Source organism: Streptomyces sp. yr375 (genome assembly GCF_900110755.1).
Taxonomy (GTDB): domain Bacteria; phylum Actinomycetota; class Actinomycetes; order Streptomycetales; family Streptomycetaceae; genus Streptomyces.
Map to the genome: position 1 here is coordinate 120,332 of NZ_FOFF01000014.1, position 19,647 is coordinate 139,978.

The window sequence follows — 19,647 nt, forward strand, 5'->3', positions numbered from 1 at the left end:
ATGGTGTCAGATCAACGACGGAGCATGGGCTGCTGCCCCGACGCTCGTCCCCCGAAACCCGGACCCCGGCTGCGTCCCGCCGCCGTACGGCAGGACCGGGTCGCCCCGGTGTGAGCGGCGACCGCCCCCAACCCTACCGGCCCATATGTACGAGGGTCAGTGCTCCAATGACTCAACAGGGGCCGATGTGACCAGTTCTGTCAGTACTCCGTGGCAATCCTTCGGGTGCAGGAAAGTGATTCGTGACCCCATGGAGCCGCGCCGGGGCTCCTCGTACAGCACGCGTACGCCCTTTCCGCGGATGTCGGCGGAGTCGGCGTCGACGTCCGCCGTACCGAAAGCGATGTGGTGGACCCCCTCGCCGTTCTTCGCGAGCCACTTCCCGACGGCCGAGTCCTCCCGCGTAGGCTCGAGAAGCTGCAGGTAGGAGGCACCGCCGTCGGAGGTGTCGTTGATCTTGAGCATGGCCTCGCGCACGCCCTGCTCCTCGTTGACCTCGGAGTGGAAGACCTCGAAACCGTAGGTGGCACGGTAGAACTCGACGGTCGCGTCGAGGTCGTGGCAGGCGATCCCGATGTGGTCGATTCGCGTCAGCATGGTGTCAGTGCACCGCCTGGGAGATGGTTACGCAACGTGCGCGCGATCACACTGAAGGGCCGGTGACGGCGCGGACCACCGCTCAGTACATTCGAAGTAAACCCTCGTTCACTCCGCCACTCCTCGGCCTGTGCAGGGCCGGTAAGGGGAATCGCAGCTCATGACTGGATCGACTGCTTCCAACGGCACGACCTCGGTGATCGTCGCGGGCGCGCGTACGCCCATGGGACGGCTGCTGGGCTCCCTGAAGTCCTTCTCCGGGGCCGACCTCGGCGGCTTCGCGATCAAGGCCGCCCTCGACCGTGCGGGGATCGGCGGCGACCAGGTGCAGTACGTGATCATGGGCCAGGTGCTCCAGGCGGGCGCCGGCCAGATTCCCGCCCGCCAGGCGGCCGTGAAGGCCGGCATCCCGATGAACGTCCCGGCGCTCACCATCAACAAGGTGTGCCTGTCCGGCCTCGACGCGATCGCGCTGGCCGACCAGCTCATCCGGGCCGGCGAGTTCGACGTCGTGGTGGCCGGCGGCCAGGAGTCCATGACCAACGCCCCCCACCTGCTGCCCAAGTCCCGCGAGGGCTTCAAGTACGGCGCGATCGAGATGCTCGACGCGATGGCGTACGACGGTCTCACCGACGCCTTCGAGAACATCGCGATGGGCGAGTCCACGGAGAAGCACAACACCCGGCTGGGCATCGCCCGTCCGGAGCAGGACGAGATCGCCGCCCTGTCCCACCAGCGCGCCGCCGCCGCCCAGAAGAACGGCGTGTTCGAGGCCGAGATCGCCCCGGTGGAGATCCCGCAGCGCAAGGGCGAGCCGGTCGTCTTCAGCACGGACGAGGGCATCCGCGCCGACACCACCGTGGAGTCCCTGGGCAAGCTCCGCCCGGCGTTCACGAAGGACGGCACGATCACCGCGGGCACGTCCTCGCAGATCTCCGACGGCGCGGCGGCCGTGGTCGTGATGAGCAAGGCCAAGGCCGAGGAGCTGGGCCTCGAGTGGATCGCCGAGATCGGCGCCCACGGCAATGTGGCCGGCCCGGACAACTCGCTCCAGTCCCAGCCCTCCAACGCCATCCTGCACGCCCTGAAGAAGGACGGCCTGGAGGTCCCCGACCTCGACCTGGTCGAGATCAACGAGGCCTTCGCCGCCGTCGCCGTGCAGTCAATGAAGGACCTCGGCGTGTCCACGGAAAAGGTGAACGTGAACGGTGGTGCCATCGCCCTGGGTCACCCGATCGGCATGTCCGGCGCCCGGCTCGTCCTGCACCTGGCCCTGGAGCTCAAGCGGCGGGGCGGCGGCGTCGGCGCGGCGGCGCTGTGCGGCGGCGGCGGCCAGGGTGACGCGCTGATCGTGCGGGTACCCAAGGCCTGAGCCGGTCGTACGTGTACGTGTCGTACGTATACGTATGTACGCGTGCAGATGGGTGTCTAGGAACGGAGCTGTGATGCAGGACGTCGCCTCGCTGGTCGCCCAGGCCAGGGCGGGCCGGCCGCGGGCCGTGGCCCGGCTGATCTCCCTGGTGGAGGGGGCGTCCCCGCAGCTCAGGGAGGTCATGGCGGCCCTGGCCCCGCTCGCGGGCAACGCGTACGTGGTCGGCCTGACGGGGTCACCGGGCGTCGGCAAGTCCACGTCGACGTCCGCGCTGGTCACGGCGTACCGCAAGCAGGGCAGGCGGGTCGGCGTGCTGGCCGTCGACCCGTCGTCGCCGTTCTCCGGCGGCGCCCTGCTCGGCGACCGCGTCCGCATGTCGGAGCACGCCTCCGACCCCGGCGTCTACATCCGCTCGATGGCCACCCGCGGTCACCTCGGCGGCCTCGCCTGGTCGGCCCCGCAGGCGATCCGCGTACTGGACGCGGCGGGCTGCGACGTGGTCCTGGTGGAGACGGTCGGCGTCGGCCAGTCGGAGGTCGAGATCGCCTCCCAGGCCGACACCAGCGTCGTACTGCTCGCCCCGGGCATGGGGGACGGCATCCAGGCGGCCAAGGCGGGCATTCTGGAGATCGGCGACGTCTACGTCGTCAACAAGGCCGACCGGGACGGCGCCGACTCCACCGCCCGCGAACTGAACCACATGCTCGGCCTCGGCGAGGCCCGCCGCCCCGGCGCCTGGCGCCCGCCGATCATCAAGACCGTCGCCTCGAAGGCGGAGGGCATCGACGAACTCGTCGAGGCGCTGGACAAGCACCGCGCGTGGATGGACGAGCACGGGGTCCGCGCCGAGCGCCGCCGCGCCCGCGCGGCCCGCGAGGTCGAGACGATCGCCGTCACCACCCTGCGCGAACGCATCGCCGACCTGCACGGCGACCGCCGCCTCAGCGCCCTCGCCGACCGCATCGTCACCGGCGGACTGGACCCCTACAGCGCGGCGGACGAACTGGTGGCGGGACTCACGGAGAGCTGAGCCCCGCGAGGCGAAAGGGCGCGGAAAAGGCGTGGTCCGTCCGTGGGGCGCGCTGCTACGTTCACTCCCGTGTTCCTCCTCTTGGCATAGGGCCCGCTTCGGCCCGTGACCGGTGAGCGGCAGTCGGCCGTACCGGTCGCGGCGCTACGGCGACCCCTTTTCCGCTCTGCCATGAGTCGAGGAACTCCTCATGTCCGCTTCACACGCCGACGGCGTGCGCCCTTCGTATGCCGTCGTCCTGCGCGTCCCGCACGCCCGCCGCACCTTCGCCGCCGCTCTCGTCGGCCGGTTGTCGTACGGGATCGTCCCGCTGTCCCTGATGCTCGCCGTGACCCGGTCCTCGGGCTCGTACCCGGTGGCGGGCACCGTGATGGCCCTGTTCGGGGCCACCGTCGTCTTCCTGTCGCCCGCGCGGGCGGCCCTCATCGACCGGTACGGGCCACGCCGGGCGCTCGTCCCGATGGCCGCCGCCTGCACGACGGTGCTCGGGCTGCTGGCCGCGGCCGTCTCCCGACCGGACGCCGTTTCTGCCCTCTCGCTCGGTGCCCTCGCCGCCGTGGCCGGGGCCTGTGCGCCGCCGCTGGGGCCGACCATGCGGGCCGTGTGGGGACGGCTCACCCCGGACCGCGCGCTGTTGCGGCGCGCCTACAGCCTCGACGGTGTCGCCGAGGAACTGCTGTTCGTCACCGGCCCGTTGCTGGTCGGCGTCCTCGTCGGCTTCGCGCCGCCGGCCGCCGGGATCGTCGTCGGGGCGGCCCTGATGGCCGGGGGCACGGCCGGGTTCGTGTCGTCGCCCGCGGTGCGGGACGTACGGCCGGAGAAGGCCGCCGGGCGGCGCGGCGGGGGCGGACTGCGCGGGCTCGGGCGGCCCGTCGTCGCCATCGCGGGCGTCGGGCTCGCGCTCGGCGTGATCGACCTGCTGGTCGTGGCGTTCGCCGAGCGGCACACGGCCGGGACCGGGGCCGGTGGGGCGGGCGCGGCCTGGGTGCTGGCCGCGCTGTCGGCCGGCAGCGCCGTCGGCGGGCTGCTCAACGGGGCCGTCGCCTGGCGGACCCCGGCCGGGGCCCGGCTGCCGCTGCTCACGGCGGGGCTCGGGCTGACCCTGTGCGGGGCGGGACTGGCGCCGGGGCTCGGCACGCTCGCCGTCGCCGTCGCGGCGGCCGGGTTCTTCGTGTCCCCGGCGATCACCACGGCCTACCTCATCGCCGACGAGACCGCCGCGCCCGAGGCCCGGGTACGGGCCGGGGCGTGGGTCAACACGGCCGTCAACGCGGGGAGCACGGCCGGTACGGCGGTCGCGGGCGCGCTGGCCGCACGGCTGCCGGTGGGGGTGTGCTTCGCGGTGACGGGGGCGGTGGTGCTGGCGACGGCGACGGCCGTCACGGCGATGCGCCGAAGGGGCACGAGCGAACCCGTGCCCCTCGCCTGACGGTCGTCCCGATCAGCCGGTTCGGTCGGCTCAGTCGTCGAGGTCCTGGGTGACCTTGCCGGTGTGGGCGTCGACCTGCCACTCGCCGCCCTTGGCGGTGTCCACGCTCCACGTCGTGGCGCCGCCGTCGTCGTCGAGGTCGACGTCGGTCACCGTGCCCTTGGCGGCGACGGCCAGCGCGGCTTCGCGGGCGTCGACGCCCGCGCCCTTCAGCGCGGCGAGGTCGGCCCGGCCGTCGGCCGCGTCGTCGCCCTCGTCGTCGGCGTCCCGGTGGGCGCCGACGACCGTGCCGGTGTCGGGGGAGACGGCGACCGTGTGCTCGGTGCCGTCGGCCTTGACGACGTCCACGTGCCAGGTGCCCGCGTCGGCGCCGTCGTCCTCCCGGTCGGCTCCGACGGCGGTGCCCGGCGTGTGCTTCAGCGCCGCCGCGATCGCCTCGGCGACGGACGCCGGGCGCGCGGAGGTCACCAGGGCGTTCGTCCCGGCGGCCGACACGACCCGCGTCTCGGCGCTCACCTTCGCGTCCGGCTTCGTGTTCGGCTCGGCGAAGGCGACCGCCGCACCCCCGCCGATCACGAGCGACGTGACGACGGCGGCGATGACGAGCTTGCGCTTCATGGGGTTTCCTCCCGCTGTGATGCTGCTTCGGTTGCTACTTCGGTTGCTGCTTCGTTGCGACGAGGACCAAGGTGCCCGAGCCGACCTGAAGGCACGCTGAAGCCGCCTGAAGATCACTTCAGGTTCGGTTTGGCACCCTGGTCCACATGCGCCCACCCGTCGCCCACCACCGCCCTACTCGAGGCGCTTCGCGCCGCCCCTTCAGATTCTTGATCGTCGAGGATGAGAAGCGGCTGGCCCTGTCGCTCGCCAAGGGCCTGACCGCCGAGGGCTACGCCGTGGACGTCGTCCACGACGGCCTGGAGGGGCTGCACCGGGCGAGCGAGTCGCCGTACGACCTGGTGATCCTCGACATCATGCTGCCCGGCATGAACGGCTACCGCGTCTGCGCCACCCTGCGCGCCGCCGGCCACGACGTCCCGATCCTCATGCTCACCGCGAAGGACGGCGAGTACGACGAGGCGGAGGGCCTGGACACGGGCGCGGACGACTACCTCACCAAGCCGTTCTCCTACGTCGTCCTCGTCGCCCGCGTGAAGGCGCTGCTGCGGCGGCGCGGGCAGGGCGCCGGGGCCTCGCCCGTGCACGTCCTGGGCGAGCTGAAGGTCGACACCGCCGCGCGGCGCGTCTTCCTCGCCGAGGAGGAAGTGGCGCTCACCGCGAAGGAGTTCGCCGTCCTGGAGCAACTCGTGCGGCGGGCCGGCGAGGTGGTGTCCAAGGCCGAGATCCTGGACCACGTCTGGGACTTCGCCTACGACGGCGACCCCAACATCGTCGAGGTGTACGTCAGCGCCCTGCGCCGCAAGCTGGGCGCGGGGCGCATCCGGACGGTGCGCGGGGCCGGTTACCGGCTGGAGCGGCCGGAGCGCTCGGAGCGCGTCGAGGCGGCGCTGTGAGACGCCGGCTCGGCTCCGTGCGGGCGCGGGCGACGCTCGGCGCGGTCCTCGTCGTCGCCGTGGCCCTCCTCGCCGCGGGCACGGCCGTACTGCTGTCCCTGCGGTCCAACCTGACCGACCAGGCGGGCGGCCAGGCGGAGCGGTCCGCGCGGGCCGTCGCCGCCCAACTCGCCGTCGGCACGCCCTACGCGGACCTGTCCTCGCTGGACGACGACGAGCGGCCGGTCCAGATCGTCGACGCCGAGGGCACGCCGGTCGCGGCCGGCGAGGACCTGGAACGCATCGGCCCGGCCACGGTGGCCGGCGACTCCGGCGCGGATCTCGAACCCGGCGAGATCGACGACGACACCCGCTTCGTCGACGGCACCGCGACCGTCGACGGCGACACGGCCGACTACCGGTTCGCCGCCGTCGAGGTGCGCGACCCGCGCAAGGGGCCGCTCACCGTGTACGCGGGCGCGCCCCTGGAGGCGGAGCAGAGCGCCGTACGCACCGCCCTCACCGTCATGCTGATCGGCTTCCCGCTGCTGCTGGCCGTCGTCGCGGGCGTCACCTGGCTGGTCACCCGGCGGGCGCTGCGCCCGGTCGAGGGCATCCGGCGTGAGATGGCCGCGATCACCGCCTCCGCCGACCTGGCCCGCCGGGTGCCCGAGCCGGACACCCACGACGAGGTCGCCCGGCTCGCCCGCACGACGAACGAGACGCTGGCCGCGCTGGAGACCTCCGTGGAACGCCAGCGCCGGTTCGTCGCCGACGCCTCCCACGAGCTGCGCAGCCCGATCGCCTCGCTGCGCACCCAGTTGGAGGTCGGTGCGGCGCACCCCGAGCTGCTGGACGTGGCGGGCGCGGTCGAGGACACCGTACGGCTCCAGCGGCTGGCCGCCGATCTGCTGCTGCTCGCCCGGCTGGACGCGGGCGAGGCACCGGCGACCGGGCGGCGGGTGGACCTGGTGGCGCTGGCCCGGGAGGAGGCCGGTCACCGGGCGGGCGTGACCGTGGACGTGGCGTCGAGCGCCGTGGAAGTGGCCGGATCGCGGGGGCAGTTGGGGCGGGTGCTGGCCAACCTGCTGGACAACGGGCTGCGGCACGCCCGGTCGTCGGTCGGCGTGCGGGTGCGGCGGGCGGGGGAAGCGGGGGAGTGGGCCGTCGTCGAGGTCGCCGACGACGGGGACGGAGTGCCCGAGGCGGACCGGGAGCGGATCTTCGAACGGTTCGTACGGCTCGACGACGCGCGCAGCCGCGACGAGGGCGGGGCGGGGCTGGGCCTGGCGATCGCCCGGGACGTGGCCGTCCGGCACGGCGGCACGCTCACGGTGCGCCAGACGCCGACAGGCGGAGCCCTGTTCGAACTCCGCCTGCCGATCGCCTAGATGTCCGTCAGACCCATCAGATCTGTCGGATCAGGGTGTTCCGCGCCTGCTACGGGCGTCCCCGGTGGCCACGGAGGTGTTCCGCGACGGGCTTCAGGCTCTTGGAGAGGTCGGCGGCGGCCTCGGCGGAGAGGAGGTCGATGAAGTGCCGGCGCACGGAGTCCACATGATGGGGGGCTACCTTGTGCATCGTCTCCAGGCCGTGGTCGGTCAGGACCGCGTACAGCCCGCGGCGGTCTGACTCGCAGTTCTCACGGCGCACCAGATCGGCGTTCTCCATGCGGGTGATCTGGTGCGAGAGGCGGCTCTTGGACTGGAGGGTGGCGGCCGCGAGGTCGCTCATCCGCATCCGGACGCCTTCCGACTCGGAGAGGTTCACCAGGATCTCGTAGTCGTTCATGGTGAGGCCGAACGGCTGTAGGTCCTTCTCGAGCTGGTACGTCAACAGCCTGTTGACCTCCAGGTGGGTGCGCCAGGCGCACTGCTCCGCTTCGGTCAGCCAGCGCGTGGCCGTTTCGGTCTCCATGAATGAAGTCTACCTAAAATGTTGAAAGGCTAACTAATAAGGATGGCGTGACAGTGCGCACGCGTTCGACGTCACACTCCGCAGAGTACCGCTCACAGCCCGAAGCGACGCTGGAGGTCTCCGAGCTGTCCGGGAAGGCGCGGTGCGCCGGACTGTGCCCCGTGACCGCCCTGACTGCCCGCTCTCGCGCCGCCGTAGGGCACCCCCGGCTCGTGCGGCACCGCGCCCGTGGCCTGCTCGGCCATGAGGGTCTCGGTGGACTGCAACAGCACCGTGCCGGCGCCCACGAACTCGAACTGGTGCTCCTCCCCGGAGACCCCGCCGAGGCCGGTCAGCGCACGTAGACCGCCCAGTACGCCGGTCATGTACCCGTGGTCGTAGTGATGGCACGGGGACGGGCAGTCGGCCCAGCCGACGAGCGCCTGCGGGTCGACCCGGATCGGGGGTTCCATGAACACCACCGGACCACTGGAAGCGGCGACGAACTTGCCGGTCCCGATCAGCGTCAGAAATCCGGGGACGATCGACTGCTTGAGTGACAGACTTGGCTGAAACGCGAGCAGATTGCCCGAGCGAATGGTCAGATTGCCGTCCTCCAGGTCGTACGAGTTCACGTCGAAGGCCCGGTCGGCGAGGAGCATCTTGCCCGAGCCCTCGGCCACGACCCAGTCGCTCGCGTGCAGAGGCGAATGGAACGAGGTGCGCACGAGGCGGTCCAGCCGGCCGTGCCCCACGCCGTTGAAGTCGATCGACCCGTAGTAGGCGATCATCTTCCCCTTCTGAAGGAACCACTGGCTCCCCTTGAGCTCCACGCAGAAGGTGTAGTGGTTCACGTTGTCGTCGACCGGCAGGGTCATGGGGTCGTACACCGTCGGGCCGCCGCCCGGAGCCCCGTACATGCTCACAGCTTCTCCTCCGACGCCTGGACGAACACCACACCGCTGCCGCTGAGCTCCAGTTGGAACGCCTCGCCGGAGCCGCGGCCCACCATGTCCCGCCAGCCCAGCGCGGTCGACAGCTTGTTGCGGACGTCGCCGTGGTGGGCGACGTAGGCCTGGGGGTCGACGTGGACCGGGCGCTGCGGGGTGATCGGGACCTCGAAGACCCCGCCGTGTGCCATCACGGCGACCGCCCCGTGCCCCTTGAGGGTGGTGGTGAACAGGCCCTGGCCGCTGACCTGGCCGCGGACCATGCCCATGACCCCGCCCTGGGAGCCCAGGAACATCGTGCCCTGCTGGAGCGTGCCCTCGAAGGCCAGCAGCCGGTCCGCCTCCACGTACAGCGTGTCGCCGGTCAGCCGGATGACCTGGACGTGGTGGCCGCCGTGTCCGAACAGGACCGTGCCGCTGCCCTCGACGGTCATCAAAGGCGTGTCCTCGTTGGCCAGCCGCCGCCCGATCATGGACATCACGCCGCCCTGCCCGCCCTGGACGTTGGGCGTGAACGACACCTCGCCGCGGTAGGCCAGCATCGCGCCGCGCTGGCTGTAGAGGCGCTGGCCGGGGACGACCGTCGCCTCGAGCATCTTGGAGTTGATCTCACGGAAGGTCATCTCACACGTCCCCCGCGATCGTGTTGCGCTCGCTCGGCTGGACGTACACCAGGCCGTCGCCCTCGAACCGGATCTGGAAGGCCTCGCCGCCGCCCTCGCCCATGAACGTGCGGAACGTCACACCCGACTGGAAGGTCTGCCGGACGTCGCCCTGGTGCGCGAGATACGCGCCCGGGTCCACCGTCAGCGGGTACTGCGGGCTGACGCGCAGCACCACCGCCGGTCCGTCCGACGTGATCGCCGCCTGGCCGTGGCCTTCCACGGTCGTCGTGAACAGTCCGTTGCCCTGGGCCGCGCCGCGCATGCCGGTGAAACTCGTCCCGGTCCGCAGGCCCGCGTCGGTCGCGAGCAGGTTGCTCGACTCGACGAACAGCTTGTCCCCCTGGAGCTGGACAAGGTTGATCTCGGAGGCGCGATCGGCGAACCAGCACGTGCCCTGCCCCCTCACCTCCATCACGGTCATCTGCTCGCCGGTGAGCCGCCGGGTCACCATGCCCCGGATGCCCTCACCGCCGCCGCTGAGCTTCTTGAATGCCATCTGCCCGTCGTACGCGACCATCGAGCCGTTCTTCGCCTTCACGGCGTCCCCGGTCATGTCGACGGCGAGCACCTTGCTGCCTTGAAGTCGAAACATCGCCACGCTGCGAAGGTATCCGGCGAAGGGGTGCGCGGAACAGCACCCGGGGGTGGAGAGAGACCCTGAACGCACCCTTAGGGGGACCGTTTGCCACAATGGGCGAAAGCTTGTGCGTGCATTCACAAACCGCTCGCTCAATCGTCTGCCCGCCGCCCGCCCATCGCCGTACCTCCCCCGAAGGTGACTCGTGGACCTGAAGACAGCCTCCGCCCTCCGCCGACTGCGCCTGGTCTCCGCCCCGGAAGCCGTGTCCTTCCTCCTGCTGCTGGTCTGCTCGGTGCTGAAGCGGACCACCGACTTCAACGCGGTGCCCGTCATGGGCATGGTCCACGGCGTCCTGTTCATCCTGTACGTGCTCTTCTGGGCGGACGCCTGGAACCGCACCAAGTGGGCCCCGAAGACCGCGGCCCTCTACTTCGTCCTCTCGGTCCTGCCGACCGGCGGTTTCTTCGCCGAGCGCAAGCTGCGCCGCGAGGCGGAGGACGCGGTCATCGCCTCCCGCGCCCGCACCGACGGCGTGGTGAACGCGTGATCGTCGCCTTCTCCGTCACCCCGCTGGGCGTCGGCGAGGACGTCGGCGCATACGTCGCCGACGCCGTCCGGGTCGTCCGCGAATCCGGCCTCCCGAACCGCACCGACGCCATGTTCACGTCCATCGAGGGCGAGTGGGACGAGGTCATGGACGTCGTCAAACGCGCCGTGGCCGCCGTCGAGGCACGCGCGCCCCGCGTCTCCCTCGTCCTCAAGGCGGACATCCGCCCAGGAGTGACGGACGGCCTCACCTCGAAGGTGGAGACCGTCGAGCGGCACCTGGAGCAGTGACCTGGCTGGGCCCGACGGGCCTCAGCGTCGTGCGGAGGCGCGGCGCAGGTACTGGCGGACCGCCCGTTGGGCCACCGGGCCCAGTTCCTCCAGGGCGCTGACCAGGAGGCCCAGTTGGTCCAGGGCGTCCAGCGCGGACCCGGCGCCGGCCGCGTCGACCCCTTCGTACAGCTCGATGCCGACGAAGGACGCGGCCACCGCGCGGGCCAGCCCCGCCGGGTCGGTGAACTCGCCGAAGGGCGTGCCCGCGAGGACGCGGCGCAGGACGTTCTCGATCTCGACGATCCACAGGTCGAGGCCCGCCGCCGTCGCCGGGCCGAGGACCTCGTGGGTCTGGGCGCCCGCCAGGAGCTGGCCGAGCCGGGCGACGTTCCCGTCGGCGCGCTCCTGTTCGTGGATGTCGCGGCCCAGGGCGAGGAGTTCGGACAGCGAGGCGACGGCGTCGAAGCGGGCGCGGTAGCGCGCGACCGTGCGCTCCGCTCCGTACCGGCACGCCGCCGCGAGCAGCTCGTCCACCGAGCCGAAGTGGTAGAAGACCAGCGCCTGGTTCACCCCGGCGGTCGCCGCGATCGTCCGCGCCGACGTCTTCGCGATGCCCTGCTCGGTGAGCGTGCGCAGAGCGCCCTCCAGCAGCTTCGCCTTGGTCGCCGTCTTCGTGTCCGGCTTCGTGGCCGTCTTCGGTCCGGTCCTCGGTCCGGTCCTCGGTTCCGGCTTCGTGTCCGGGCTCACCCGCGTGCCTCCTCGCGCACCGGACGCAGCCCCGGGCGCACACCGCACGCGCGGACGTCCGTGTACGTCGTGGTGAACGAGCCCTGGTAGCCGAACAGCGGGCCGAAGAAGCGGTTCACGACGCTCACCCGGATCCGGAACCGGCCGGCCCGGTCGTCGTAGGACTCCCGTACCTCCGCCGTCGCCCCGATCAGTTCGGGGACCCGGACGTCCAACAACCCCTCGCGGAAGCGGTGTTCGCCGGAGCGGATCAGCAGCGAGCCGTCCGCCTGGGCGGTGAGGCGCAGGTCGGTGGCGAGGTGCTGGTGGGTGCCCAGGTAGTCGAGGACGTGGCCGCCGCCGGGGCCCAGCACCATCTGGGCGTCGAAGCGGCGGGCCCGGCCGGGCAGGTCGAAGGTGCGCACGAAGCTCACCGTCTCACGCCCGAAGCCGTCCACGTACGGCACGTTCTCGATCATGAACGGGATGTGCCTGCCCGCGCGCGGCACGAGGATGTTGCGGGTCGAACCCAGGGCGAGGAACGGTTTCACCCAGGCCCCGCCGTGCCAGATCCGGTCCATCACGCCCCGGCCCGTGCAGGCCTCCCCGCTCGCCAGCCCCACCGAGAAACGGCGTTGCAGTGCGGGGTGCAGCCGGTCGAAGTCGCCGCCCATCGCCGTACGGAAGATCGAAGGCATCGAGGTCGTCGAGGTCGTCGAAGTCATCGGGGGTCCTCCAGGGTGTGCAGGACGCGAGGCGCACGCGCGCGTACCGGTGGTCGGCGCAGGCAGCGGCGGGCCGCCGGTGTGCGGGAGCGGGGCGGCGCGAACAGGGCCACGCACACCGCGAGGCTCAGCAGCAGCGGGCACAGGTAGGCCAGTGACGCCGCGAACGGGCCGAAGAGCAGCAGCAGGGACTCCAGGCCGAGGCCGGTGCAGGCGAACGCGACGACACACGCGCGTACGGCGATCTCCACGAGCCAGTTCACCAGCGCGCGTTCCGGCGTGACGCCCCGCTCCAGCCACAGCCGCAGCCGGTCGAAGGACCAGGCCGTCGCCCAGCCCATCAGGGGTCGGAACAGCGCCCGGTCGGCCAGTGCGCCGAACACACCCCAGCGGGGGCGGTAGTCGTAGCCGGTGAGGAAGCGGACGCCGTCGCCGTCGGGGACGTAACGCCAGTAGCCGCTGCCCTCGGCCAGCAGGGAGAGCGGGTGCGGGGAGGCGAAGCGCAGGGCGGACGTGCGGGTGCCGTCGGGGCGTTCGCGCTCACCGGCGGAGACACCCGTCCCGGCGATCGTCAGGAACGGCAGCACGCGCGTGGCGTAACGGAACCGCTGAGGCGCGCCCTCGCCGTCGCCCTCGCCGGGCGGAAGGTAGTCGATCTCGGTGAACCGCAGGTCCCAGCGCCGGTGCTGCGCCGGGTCCTGTGTGCGCGCCCACACCTCGTCGAGGTCGGCGCGGATCCGCGCCTCGACGAACAGCCCGGTGCGCTGTCCTGTGCGCTGTCGCATGCGATCTCCCAGGTCGGGCCAGGTCGGGCAAGGTCGACGTCGGCTCTCGAGCAGAGTTTGAGCGATCGCTCAAACTCTCGGAAGTGGACGGTACACCTGTTTGAGCGGTCGCTCAAACAGGTGACGGAGGGAGGGGTTTCGGCGCGCGCCGCATGGCTAATGTCTCCCGGGGTCGATCAAGTTCCGCGCGGTGGCGTGGCATTGAAGGGGAGTGTGCGGTGGCAGGGCGGCGCGGACCGGGGCTACTCGGCAGGGCGATCACGGCGTTCGTAGTGGCGGCTTCGCTGTCGGTGGTCTGTGTGGGGGAGGCGCACCGGAGCACGCCGGCGTGCGCACGCGCGCGTGGCGAGCTCACCGTCGACGACCTGCCCGCCGGTTCGTCCGTGCTCGACTGCCGCGCCGTCGGCCGCCTGATCACCCATGACGGGGCCGGCGTGACGGTGCCCGAACCCGGTACGACCGTCAGCGTCGACGCGCTCACGGCGGACGGCTCGGCGCGCGACTTCACGCTGGCGGTCGCCGCCGACGGCACGGTCTCGTACGGCCACGGCCACGAGGAGGGCCATGGCGAGGCCCGTACGGAAGCCCTCACGGGCAGCCGCCGTGACGCCCCCGCCCCCTGTGCCGACGGGGCCTACTCCACGGCCGGCCGTAAGGAGTACGGCACGTACGAGTGGTTCGTCGGGGACGGTCCGCTGCCCGGCGGTCTCTCCCGCGCGGAGGCCCGGCGGGCCTTCCAGGACGCCGTCGCCACCATCACCACCAGCCGCAACGACTGCGGCTACGACGACACCGTCACGGCGAAGGCCCGCTACCTGTCGACCACCGGGAACGAGGCCGGCATCGACCGCGCGGCCCGCTGCGTCCGCCGGGACGGCCTCAGCGTCTGGGACGGCGGCGACCTCGGCACCGACGCCGTCGCGACGACCTGCTCATGGAGCCGCCCGGTGCCCGGCGGCCCGGACGAACTGCTCGAGGCGGACGTCCGCTTCAACACCCACGACTACGCGTTCACCGACCACCCGTCCGGCGGCTGCACGCAGGCGTACGACATCCGCAGCGTCGCCACGCACGAGGCCGGCCACGTCTTCGGCCTCGGCCACTCCGGCGCGGGGCACGAGAACCTCACCATGTTCGCGAACTCGTTCGCCTGCTCCACCGACGCCCGTAGCCTCGGCAAGGGCGACGTCCTCGGCCTGCGCAGCCTGTACTAGCAGCCTCTACTAGGGGGACCGAAGGACGAGACGGGGCTGACCACGATATGACCGGCCGGTAGGGTCTGGAGGCGTGCCGAAACCGCTCAGTCTTCCCTTCGATCCCATCGCCCGCGCCGACGAGCTCTGGAAGCAGCGCTGGGGAAACGTACCGGCCATGGCCGCGATCACCTCGATCATGCGCGCCCACCAGATCCTGCTGGCCGAGGTGGACGCCGTGGTCAAGCCGTACGGCCTGACGTTCGCCCGGTACGAGGCGCTGGTGCTGCTCACCTTCTCCAAGGAGGGCGAGCTGACCATGTCGAAGATCGGCGAGCGGCTCCAGGTGCACCCCACCTCGGTGACGAACACCGTCGACCGCCTGGTGCGGTCCGGCCTGGTCGAGAAGCGCCCCAACCCCAACGACGGCCGCGGCACCCTCGCTGGCATCACCGACAAGGGCCGCGAGGTCGTCGAGGCGGCCACCCGCGACCTGATGGCGATGGACTTCGGGCTCGGGGTGTACGACGTGGAGGAGTGCGGGGAGATCTTCGCGATGCTGCGGCCCCTACGGGTCGCCGCGCACGACTTCGAGGACCGGTAACCCCGCGCAAGATCGCCCCATAACCGGTGGTTACGCTCGTCCCCATGAAACGAAGCGTGCTGACCCGCTACCGCGTCCTGGCCTATGTCACCGGTGTGCTGCTGGTCCTGCTGTGCCTGAGCATGATCGCCAAGTACGGCCTGGACGTCGACGGCGCCGCGACCTTCACCCGCGTCGTGGCCATCGCGCACGGCTGGCTCTACGTCGTGTACCTGGTCCTCGCCTTCGACCTGGGCTCCAAGGCGAAGTGGCCGGTCGGCAAGCAACTGTGGGTGCTGCTCGCCGGGACCATCCCGACGGCCGCCTTCATCGTGGAGCGGAAGATCAGCCGCGAGCTGGAGGGCACGTTCTCGGACGCGACCCCGGAGCCCGTCAAGGCGTGACCGCCACCGCCCCACCGTCGTGACCCTCACCGCCGCACGCACACGCGCGTGCGGCGGTTTGTCATCCCCCTCAAAGCGCCGTCTATGAGGACATCCCCGTAAATTGGGTGCATGGACGCTGACGCCATCGCGGACGGCCGCCGTCGCTGGCAGGCCCGGTACGACGCCTCGCGCACGCGTGAGGCCGACTTCAGCACGCTCTCCGGGGACCCGGTGGAGCCCGTGTACGGGCCCCGGCCCGGCGACGCCTACGAGGGCTTCGAGCGGATCGGCTGGCCCGGGGAGTACCCCTACACGCGCGGGCTGTACGCCACCGGCTACCGGGGGCGGACGTGGACCATCCGGCAGTTCGCGGGGTTCGGCAACGCCGGGCAGACCAACGCGCGCTACAAGACCATCCTGGCCAACGGCGGCGGCGGGCTGTCCGTCGCCTTCGACATGCCGACCCTCATGGGACGCGACTCCGACGACCCGCGCTCGCTGGGGGAGGTCGGGCACTGCGGGGTAGCCGTCGACTCCGCCGCCGACATGGAGGTCCTGTTCCAGGACATCCCGCTCGGGGACGTCACCACCTCCATGACGATCAGCGGCCCGGCCGTCCCCGTCTTCTGCATGTACCTCGTGGCCGCCGAGCGGCAGGGCGTGGACCCCGGGGCGCTCAACGGCACGCTCCAGACGGACATCTTCAAGGAGTACATCGCCCAGAAGGAGTGGCTCTTCCAGCCCGAGCCGCATCTGCGCCTCATCGGCGACCTGATGGAGTACTGCGCGGCCGGCATCCCCGCCTACAAGCCGCTGTCCGTCTCCGGCTACCACATCCGTGAGGCGGGCGCGACGGCCGCGCAGGAACTGGCGTACACGCTGGCGGACGGCTTCGGGTACGTCGAACTGGGGCTCAGCCGCGGCCTGGACGTGGACCTGTTCGCACCCGGGCTGTCCTTCTTCTTCGACGCGCACCTCGACTTCTTCGAGGAGATCGCCAAGTTCCGCGCGGCGCGCCGCATTTGGGCACGATGGATGCGGGACGTGTACGGGGCGAGGTCGGAGAAGGCGCAGTGGCTGCGGTTCCACACGCAGACCGCCGGCGTCTCGCTGACCGCCCAACAGCCGTACAACAACGTGGTGCGGACGGCCGTGGAGGCGCTCGCGGCGGTCCTCGGCGGGACCAACTCGCTGCACACCAACGCCCTCGACGAGACCCTCGCGCTGCCGAGCGAGCAGGCGGCGGAGATCGCGCTGCGCACGCAGCAGGTGCTGATGGAGGAGACCGGGGTCGCCAACGTGGCGGATCCGCTGGGGGGTTCGTGGTTCGTCGAGCAGTCGACGGACCGGATCGAGGCGGCGGCCGAGGAGATCTTCGAGCAGATCAGGGAGCGGGGGGCGCGGGCTCACCCCGACGGGCGGCACCCGATCGGGCCGATCACGTCCGGGATCCTGCGGGGCATCGAGGACGGCTGGTTCACCGGGGAGATCGCGGAGTCGGCGTTCCGGTACCAACAGGCCCTGGAGAAGGGGGAGAAGAGGGTCGTCGGGGTCAACGCGAACACCGGTTCGGTGACCGGGGACCTGGAGATCCTGCGGGTCGGCCACGAGGTGGAGCGGGAGCAGGTGCGGGCTCTCGCGGAGCGGAGGGGCGGGCGGGACGGGGTGGCTGTGCGGGGTGCCCTCGACGGCTTGTTGGCCGCCGCTCGGGGCGGGGGCAACATGATCGGGCCGATGTTGGATGCGGTGCGGGTCGAGGCGACGTTGGGGGAGATCTGTGAGGTTTTGCGGGAGGAGTGGGGGGTTTATACGGAGCCGGCGGGGTTTTAGGCGGCCTGGGCTTCCGTCCCTGGGGGCTGTGCCCCCAGACCCCCCTATCGGCCCTTAAGGGGCCTCGTCCTCAAACGCCGGACGGGCTGGGTGTGCCGGACGGGCTGGATTGGCTGGAGTGGCCGGACGGCGCCAGGCCCTGTACCAGCAGCCGGGTCAGGCTTCTTACCCACTCCTCGTCCGCCGGTTCCGCGCTGACCAGGGTGCGGTGGACGACCGCGCCCGCGACGACGTCGAAGATGAGGTCGGCGGTGCGGGCGGCCTCGGTCGGGTCGGTTGCCGGGGGGAGTTCGCCGCGGGCCTGGGCGCGGGAGCGGCCCTCCAGGACGAGGTCCTTCTGCGGGTCGACGATGGAGGCGCGGATGCGTTCGCGCAGGGCGTCGTCGCGGATGGCCTCGGCGACGGCCGCCATCAGGCCGCTCTTGGCCTCCGGGCGGGCCAGGATCGCCGCGAACTGCAGGACCACGCCCTCGATGTCGGCGGCCAGGCTGCCGCGGTCGGGGAGTTCGAGTTCGCCGAAGAGTTCCGCGACCGCGTCGACGACCAGTTCGTTCTTGCCGGACCAGCGGCGGTAGAGGGTGGTCTTCGCCACGCCCGCGCGCGTGGCCACGTCTCCCAGGGTCAGCTTCGACCAGCCCAGTTCGACCAGTGCCTCCCGTGTCGCGGCCAGGATCGCGGTGTCCGCGGCGGCGCTGCGCGGACGGCCGGTTCGGCCTGCGGGGGTGCGGCTCTGCATCCCCGCACCCTAACCGGCGGTTTGTGCGGGGCTTCCGTGAGGCAGATCACCGGGAGACGGTCCGGGACGTGGTGTTGCCAAGGCACCCAGTGCCATTACGCTACGACCCGTAGCGAAAGCTCATGTGAAAGCTCATGTGGAAGCTCATGTGGAAGCTCGTTCGAAGGCTCGCGACGGACGTACGCGGGCCGACGTGGTGAGGCGGGGCAGGGCGCGGGGTGGGGACCCCGGCGCTCGTGTCCGCGAGGTTCGAGAAGTTCGAGAAGTTCAGAACGTATTTCGAGCAGTTCGGGGCGTATTCGGAACGCTTTTCACGCAGGCGCGCCGACGGGGGAGGATAGACGCATGCAGCCACGGAACATGTCCATGAGCGGAGTCGTCGACCTCGCCGCGGTGAAGGCGGCCCAGGAGGCCAAGGCGAAGGCGGAGCAGACGCGCGCCGAAACAGCGCGGCAGGGCGGCGCGGGCGCCGTCTCTCCGGCCGATCTCGTCATCGACGTCGATGAGGCGGGATTCGAGCGGGAGGTCCTGCAGCGGTCCGCCGAGGTGCCCGTCGTCATCGACTTCTGGGCCGAGTGGTGCCAGCCCTGCAAGCAGCTCAGCCCGGTCCTGGAGCGGCTCGCCGTCGAGTACAACGGCCGCTTCCTGCTCGCCAAGATCGACGTCGACGCCAACCAGATGCTGATGCAGCAGTTCGGGGTGCAGGGCATCCCGGCCGTTTTCGCGGTCGTCGCGGGGCAGGCGCTGCCGCTCTTCCAGGGGGCCGCCGCCGAGACGCAGATCCGGCAGACCCTCGACCAGTTGGTGCAGGTCGCCGAGGAGCGGTTCGGGCTCACCGGTCTGAACGTCGATCCCGACGCGGAGTCGGGCGCAGGACCGGAGGCCGTCGCGGCCGACCCGGTCGGGCCGTACGACGCGCTGCTCGAAGCCGCCGTACAGGCGCTGGACGCCGGTGACTTCGGCGGTGCGGTGCGGGCGTACCAGAGCGTGCTGGCCGAGGACCCCGGTAACAGTGAGGCCGAACTCGGGCTCGCGCAGGCCGAGTTGCTCCAGCGGGTGGGCGGGATGGACCCGCAGCAGGTCCGTAAGGACGCGGCCGAGCGGCCCGCCGACGCCCAGGCGCAGATCGCCGCGGCCGACCTGGATCTGGTGGGCGGTCATGTCGAGGACGCCTTCGGGCGGCTCATCGACACCGTGCGCCGCACGGCCGGCGAGGACCGGGACGCCGTACGGCTGCGGCTGCTCGAACTGTTCGAGGTGGTCGGGCCGGAGGATCCCCGAGTGTCGGCGGCCCGGCGGGCGTTGGCGCGCGCGCTGTTCTGATCCGGGTGCTGACCAGTCGCTAAACGTCAGAGCCCGTGTCGCGCGAGTGAGAGTTGTGCCGCAGTGGTTCCCCAGTGGCCGCGCTTTACCAAATCTTGGTAATCGCGGCCGCTGTTACTGGCAGTAAGACGGGGGCGTTGATCTGTCGGATTCTGTCCACCGATCAACGGCTTTGTCCCGGGCGGAGCTGGCACCCTGCGTCGCCGGTCGAGACCTGTGGGTCGTTGTTCGGTTATCCGGCCGTTACTAGCCAGTAATGAACCCCCTTGTGCGGGCGGCGAGAATGCACCACGATCGGCCACGCTCGGTCCAATCCCGTACCCCGACAGCCGGTTGGGTCAACGGGGTTTCCTGGGTCCCCACCGAGCAGGGCCCGACGGCAGTGTCGTCGGCCCTTGGGCAGGGGGGTCTTCGCCGCTCGGCGGAGCCTGTCCAGCAAGGTTGTGCGTGATGCGTGTCAGGCGCGACCAGTGGTTGTCGCTCGGGGGTGATCGCCGGTGATCGGTGCGCGGTTAGCGCCTCCGAGTAC

Annotated in this window: 22 protein-coding genes; 12 read left to right on the forward strand and 10 right to left on the reverse strand. The window is 71.3% G+C overall.

All coding sequences use genetic code 11. The features are described 5' to 3' along the window. Window positions 1–156: 156 nt before the first annotated feature. Entirely contained in the window at window positions 157–597 is a 441-nt protein-coding gene (gene mce / locus BMZ82_RS16950) for a methylmalonyl-CoA epimerase (protein ID WP_093776524.1), read from the reverse strand. 160 nt (window positions 598–757) lie between these two features. Between mce and BMZ82_RS16955 the strand changes: the two genes are divergently transcribed. The 3 genes from BMZ82_RS16955 to BMZ82_RS16965 all read left to right on the forward strand — a co-directional run bounded on the left by BMZ82_RS16955 (window position 758) and on the right by BMZ82_RS16965 (window position 4,428). Next, a complete protein-coding gene (locus BMZ82_RS16955; RefSeq protein ID WP_093776526.1) occupies window positions 758–1,969 on the forward strand; it encodes an acetyl-CoA C-acetyltransferase in 1,212 nt (403 codons plus the stop codon). Window positions 1,970–2,042: 73 nt separating this feature from the next. Then, complete coding sequence (meaB, locus tag BMZ82_RS16960; protein ID WP_093776528.1) at window positions 2,043–2,999, forward strand: methylmalonyl Co-A mutase-associated GTPase MeaB; 957 nt, start codon at window positions 2,043–2,045, stop codon at window positions 2,997–2,999. Between the two features lie 190 nt (window positions 3,000–3,189). Next, window positions 3,190–4,428, forward strand: coding sequence for an MFS transporter (locus tag BMZ82_RS16965; RefSeq protein ID WP_093776530.1), 1,239 nt, complete (start codon window positions 3,190–3,192; stop codon window positions 4,426–4,428). A 30-nt stretch (window positions 4,429–4,458) separates the two neighbouring features. On the opposite strand, the gene BMZ82_RS16970 is transcribed toward BMZ82_RS16965, so the two are convergent. Next, window positions 4,459–5,046: a PepSY domain-containing protein gene (locus tag BMZ82_RS16970; protein ID WP_093776532.1), complete on the reverse strand. Its 588-nt coding sequence runs from the start codon at window positions 5,044–5,046 to the stop codon at window positions 4,459–4,461. A 146-nt stretch (window positions 5,047–5,192) separates the two neighbouring features. Between BMZ82_RS16970 and BMZ82_RS16975 the strand changes: the two genes are divergently transcribed. Together BMZ82_RS16975 and BMZ82_RS16980 are read left to right on the forward strand one after the other, a co-directional pair. Beyond that, a complete protein-coding gene (locus tag BMZ82_RS16975) occupies window positions 5,193–5,942 on the forward strand; it encodes a response regulator transcription factor (RefSeq protein ID WP_371271238.1) in 750 nt (249 codons plus the stop codon). Beyond that, complete coding sequence (locus tag BMZ82_RS16980) at window positions 5,939–7,312, forward strand: sensor histidine kinase (protein WP_093776536.1); 1,374 nt, start codon at window positions 5,939–5,941, stop codon at window positions 7,310–7,312. Before BMZ82_RS16975 ends, BMZ82_RS16980 begins: the two co-directional genes overlap by 4 nt. A 49-nt stretch (window positions 7,313–7,361) precedes the next feature. Here the strand turns inward: BMZ82_RS16980 and BMZ82_RS16985 are convergent, their stop codons facing one another. From BMZ82_RS16985 to BMZ82_RS17000, 4 genes are all read right to left on the reverse strand, one after another. Beyond that, window positions 7,362–7,838: a MarR family winged helix-turn-helix transcriptional regulator gene (locus BMZ82_RS16985; RefSeq protein WP_093776538.1), complete on the reverse strand. Its 477-nt coding sequence runs from the start codon at window positions 7,836–7,838 to the stop codon at window positions 7,362–7,364. A gap of 92 nt (window positions 7,839–7,930) precedes the next feature. Then, complete coding sequence (locus BMZ82_RS16990) at window positions 7,931–8,737, reverse strand: AIM24 family protein (RefSeq protein ID WP_093776540.1); 807 nt, start codon at window positions 8,735–8,737, stop codon at window positions 7,931–7,933. Between the two features lie 2 nt (window positions 8,738–8,739). After that, window positions 8,740–9,390 carry an AIM24 family protein gene (locus BMZ82_RS16995; protein ID WP_093776542.1) on the reverse strand — a complete coding sequence of 217 codons (651 nt, stop codon included), beginning with the start codon at window positions 9,388–9,390 and terminating at the stop codon, window positions 8,740–8,742. 1 nt (window position 9,391) lies between these two features. Then, window positions 9,392–10,024 (reverse strand): AIM24 family protein, encoded by a 633-nt coding sequence (locus tag BMZ82_RS17000; protein ID WP_093776625.1) that lies wholly within the window; start codon window positions 10,022–10,024, stop codon window positions 9,392–9,394. A gap of 190 nt (window positions 10,025–10,214) precedes the next feature. Between BMZ82_RS17000 and BMZ82_RS17005 the strand changes: the two genes are divergently transcribed. Both BMZ82_RS17005 and BMZ82_RS17010 read left to right on the forward strand, forming a co-directional pair. Further along, the gene (locus tag BMZ82_RS17005) at window positions 10,215–10,559 is read left to right on the forward strand and encodes a DUF3817 domain-containing protein (protein ID WP_093776544.1); all 345 of its coding nucleotides are present in this window, start codon (window positions 10,215–10,217) and stop codon (window positions 10,557–10,559) included. Further along, a complete protein-coding gene (locus BMZ82_RS17010; protein ID WP_093776546.1) occupies window positions 10,556–10,849 on the forward strand; it encodes an MTH1187 family thiamine-binding protein in 294 nt (97 codons plus the stop codon). Before BMZ82_RS17005 ends, BMZ82_RS17010 begins: the two co-directional genes overlap by 4 nt. A 21-nt stretch (window positions 10,850–10,870) precedes the next feature. On the opposite strand, the gene BMZ82_RS17015 is transcribed toward BMZ82_RS17010, so the two are convergent. The 3 genes from BMZ82_RS17015 to BMZ82_RS17025 form a co-directional block, all read right to left on the reverse strand. Further along, on the reverse strand, window positions 10,871–11,482 hold the full coding sequence (locus BMZ82_RS17015; RefSeq protein ID WP_256251952.1) for a TetR/AcrR family transcriptional regulator: 612 nt from the start codon (window positions 11,480–11,482) through the stop codon (window positions 10,871–10,873). Window positions 11,483–11,574: 92 nt separating this feature from the next. Beyond that, the gene (locus BMZ82_RS17020) at window positions 11,575–12,255 is read right to left on the reverse strand and encodes a DUF4166 domain-containing protein (protein ID WP_093776627.1); all 681 of its coding nucleotides are present in this window, start codon (window positions 12,253–12,255) and stop codon (window positions 11,575–11,577) included. A gap of 23 nt (window positions 12,256–12,278) precedes the next feature. Continuing rightward, entirely contained in the window at window positions 12,279–13,067 is a 789-nt protein-coding gene (locus BMZ82_RS17025; protein ID WP_093776550.1) for an SRPBCC family protein, read from the reverse strand. 218 nt (window positions 13,068–13,285) lie between these two features. Between BMZ82_RS17025 and BMZ82_RS17030 the strand changes: the two genes are divergently transcribed. The 4 genes from BMZ82_RS17030 (at window position 13,286) to BMZ82_RS17045 (ending at window position 17,059) form a co-directional block, all read left to right on the forward strand. Further along, window positions 13,286–14,281: a matrixin family metalloprotease gene (locus tag BMZ82_RS17030; protein WP_093776552.1), complete on the forward strand. Its 996-nt coding sequence runs from the start codon at window positions 13,286–13,288 to the stop codon at window positions 14,279–14,281. 73 nt (window positions 14,282–14,354) lie between these two features. After that, a complete protein-coding gene (locus BMZ82_RS17035; RefSeq protein ID WP_093776554.1) occupies window positions 14,355–14,864 on the forward strand; it encodes a MarR family winged helix-turn-helix transcriptional regulator in 510 nt (169 codons plus the stop codon). A 44-nt stretch (window positions 14,865–14,908) separates the two neighbouring features. Beyond that, entirely contained in the window at window positions 14,909–15,247 is a 339-nt protein-coding gene (locus BMZ82_RS17040; protein WP_093776556.1) for a DUF3817 domain-containing protein, read from the forward strand. 111 nt (window positions 15,248–15,358) lie between these two features. Further along, window positions 15,359–17,059, forward strand: coding sequence for a coenzyme B12-dependent isobutyryl-CoA mutase large subunit (locus BMZ82_RS17045; RefSeq protein WP_093776558.1), 1,701 nt, complete (start codon window positions 15,359–15,361; stop codon window positions 17,057–17,059). Between the two features lie 70 nt (window positions 17,060–17,129). Here the strand turns inward: BMZ82_RS17045 and BMZ82_RS17050 are convergent, their stop codons facing one another. Then, window positions 17,130–17,795: a TetR/AcrR family transcriptional regulator gene (locus BMZ82_RS17050; RefSeq protein WP_093776560.1), complete on the reverse strand. Its 666-nt coding sequence runs from the start codon at window positions 17,793–17,795 to the stop codon at window positions 17,130–17,132. Window positions 17,796–18,140: 345 nt separating this feature from the next. On the opposite strand from BMZ82_RS17050, the gene BMZ82_RS17055 reads away from it, so the two are divergent. Beyond that, window positions 18,141–19,118, forward strand: a complete 978-nt coding sequence (locus tag BMZ82_RS17055) for a tetratricopeptide repeat protein (protein WP_093776562.1) — start codon at window positions 18,141–18,143, stop codon at window positions 19,116–19,118. Window positions 19,119–19,647 lie beyond the last annotated feature (529 nt).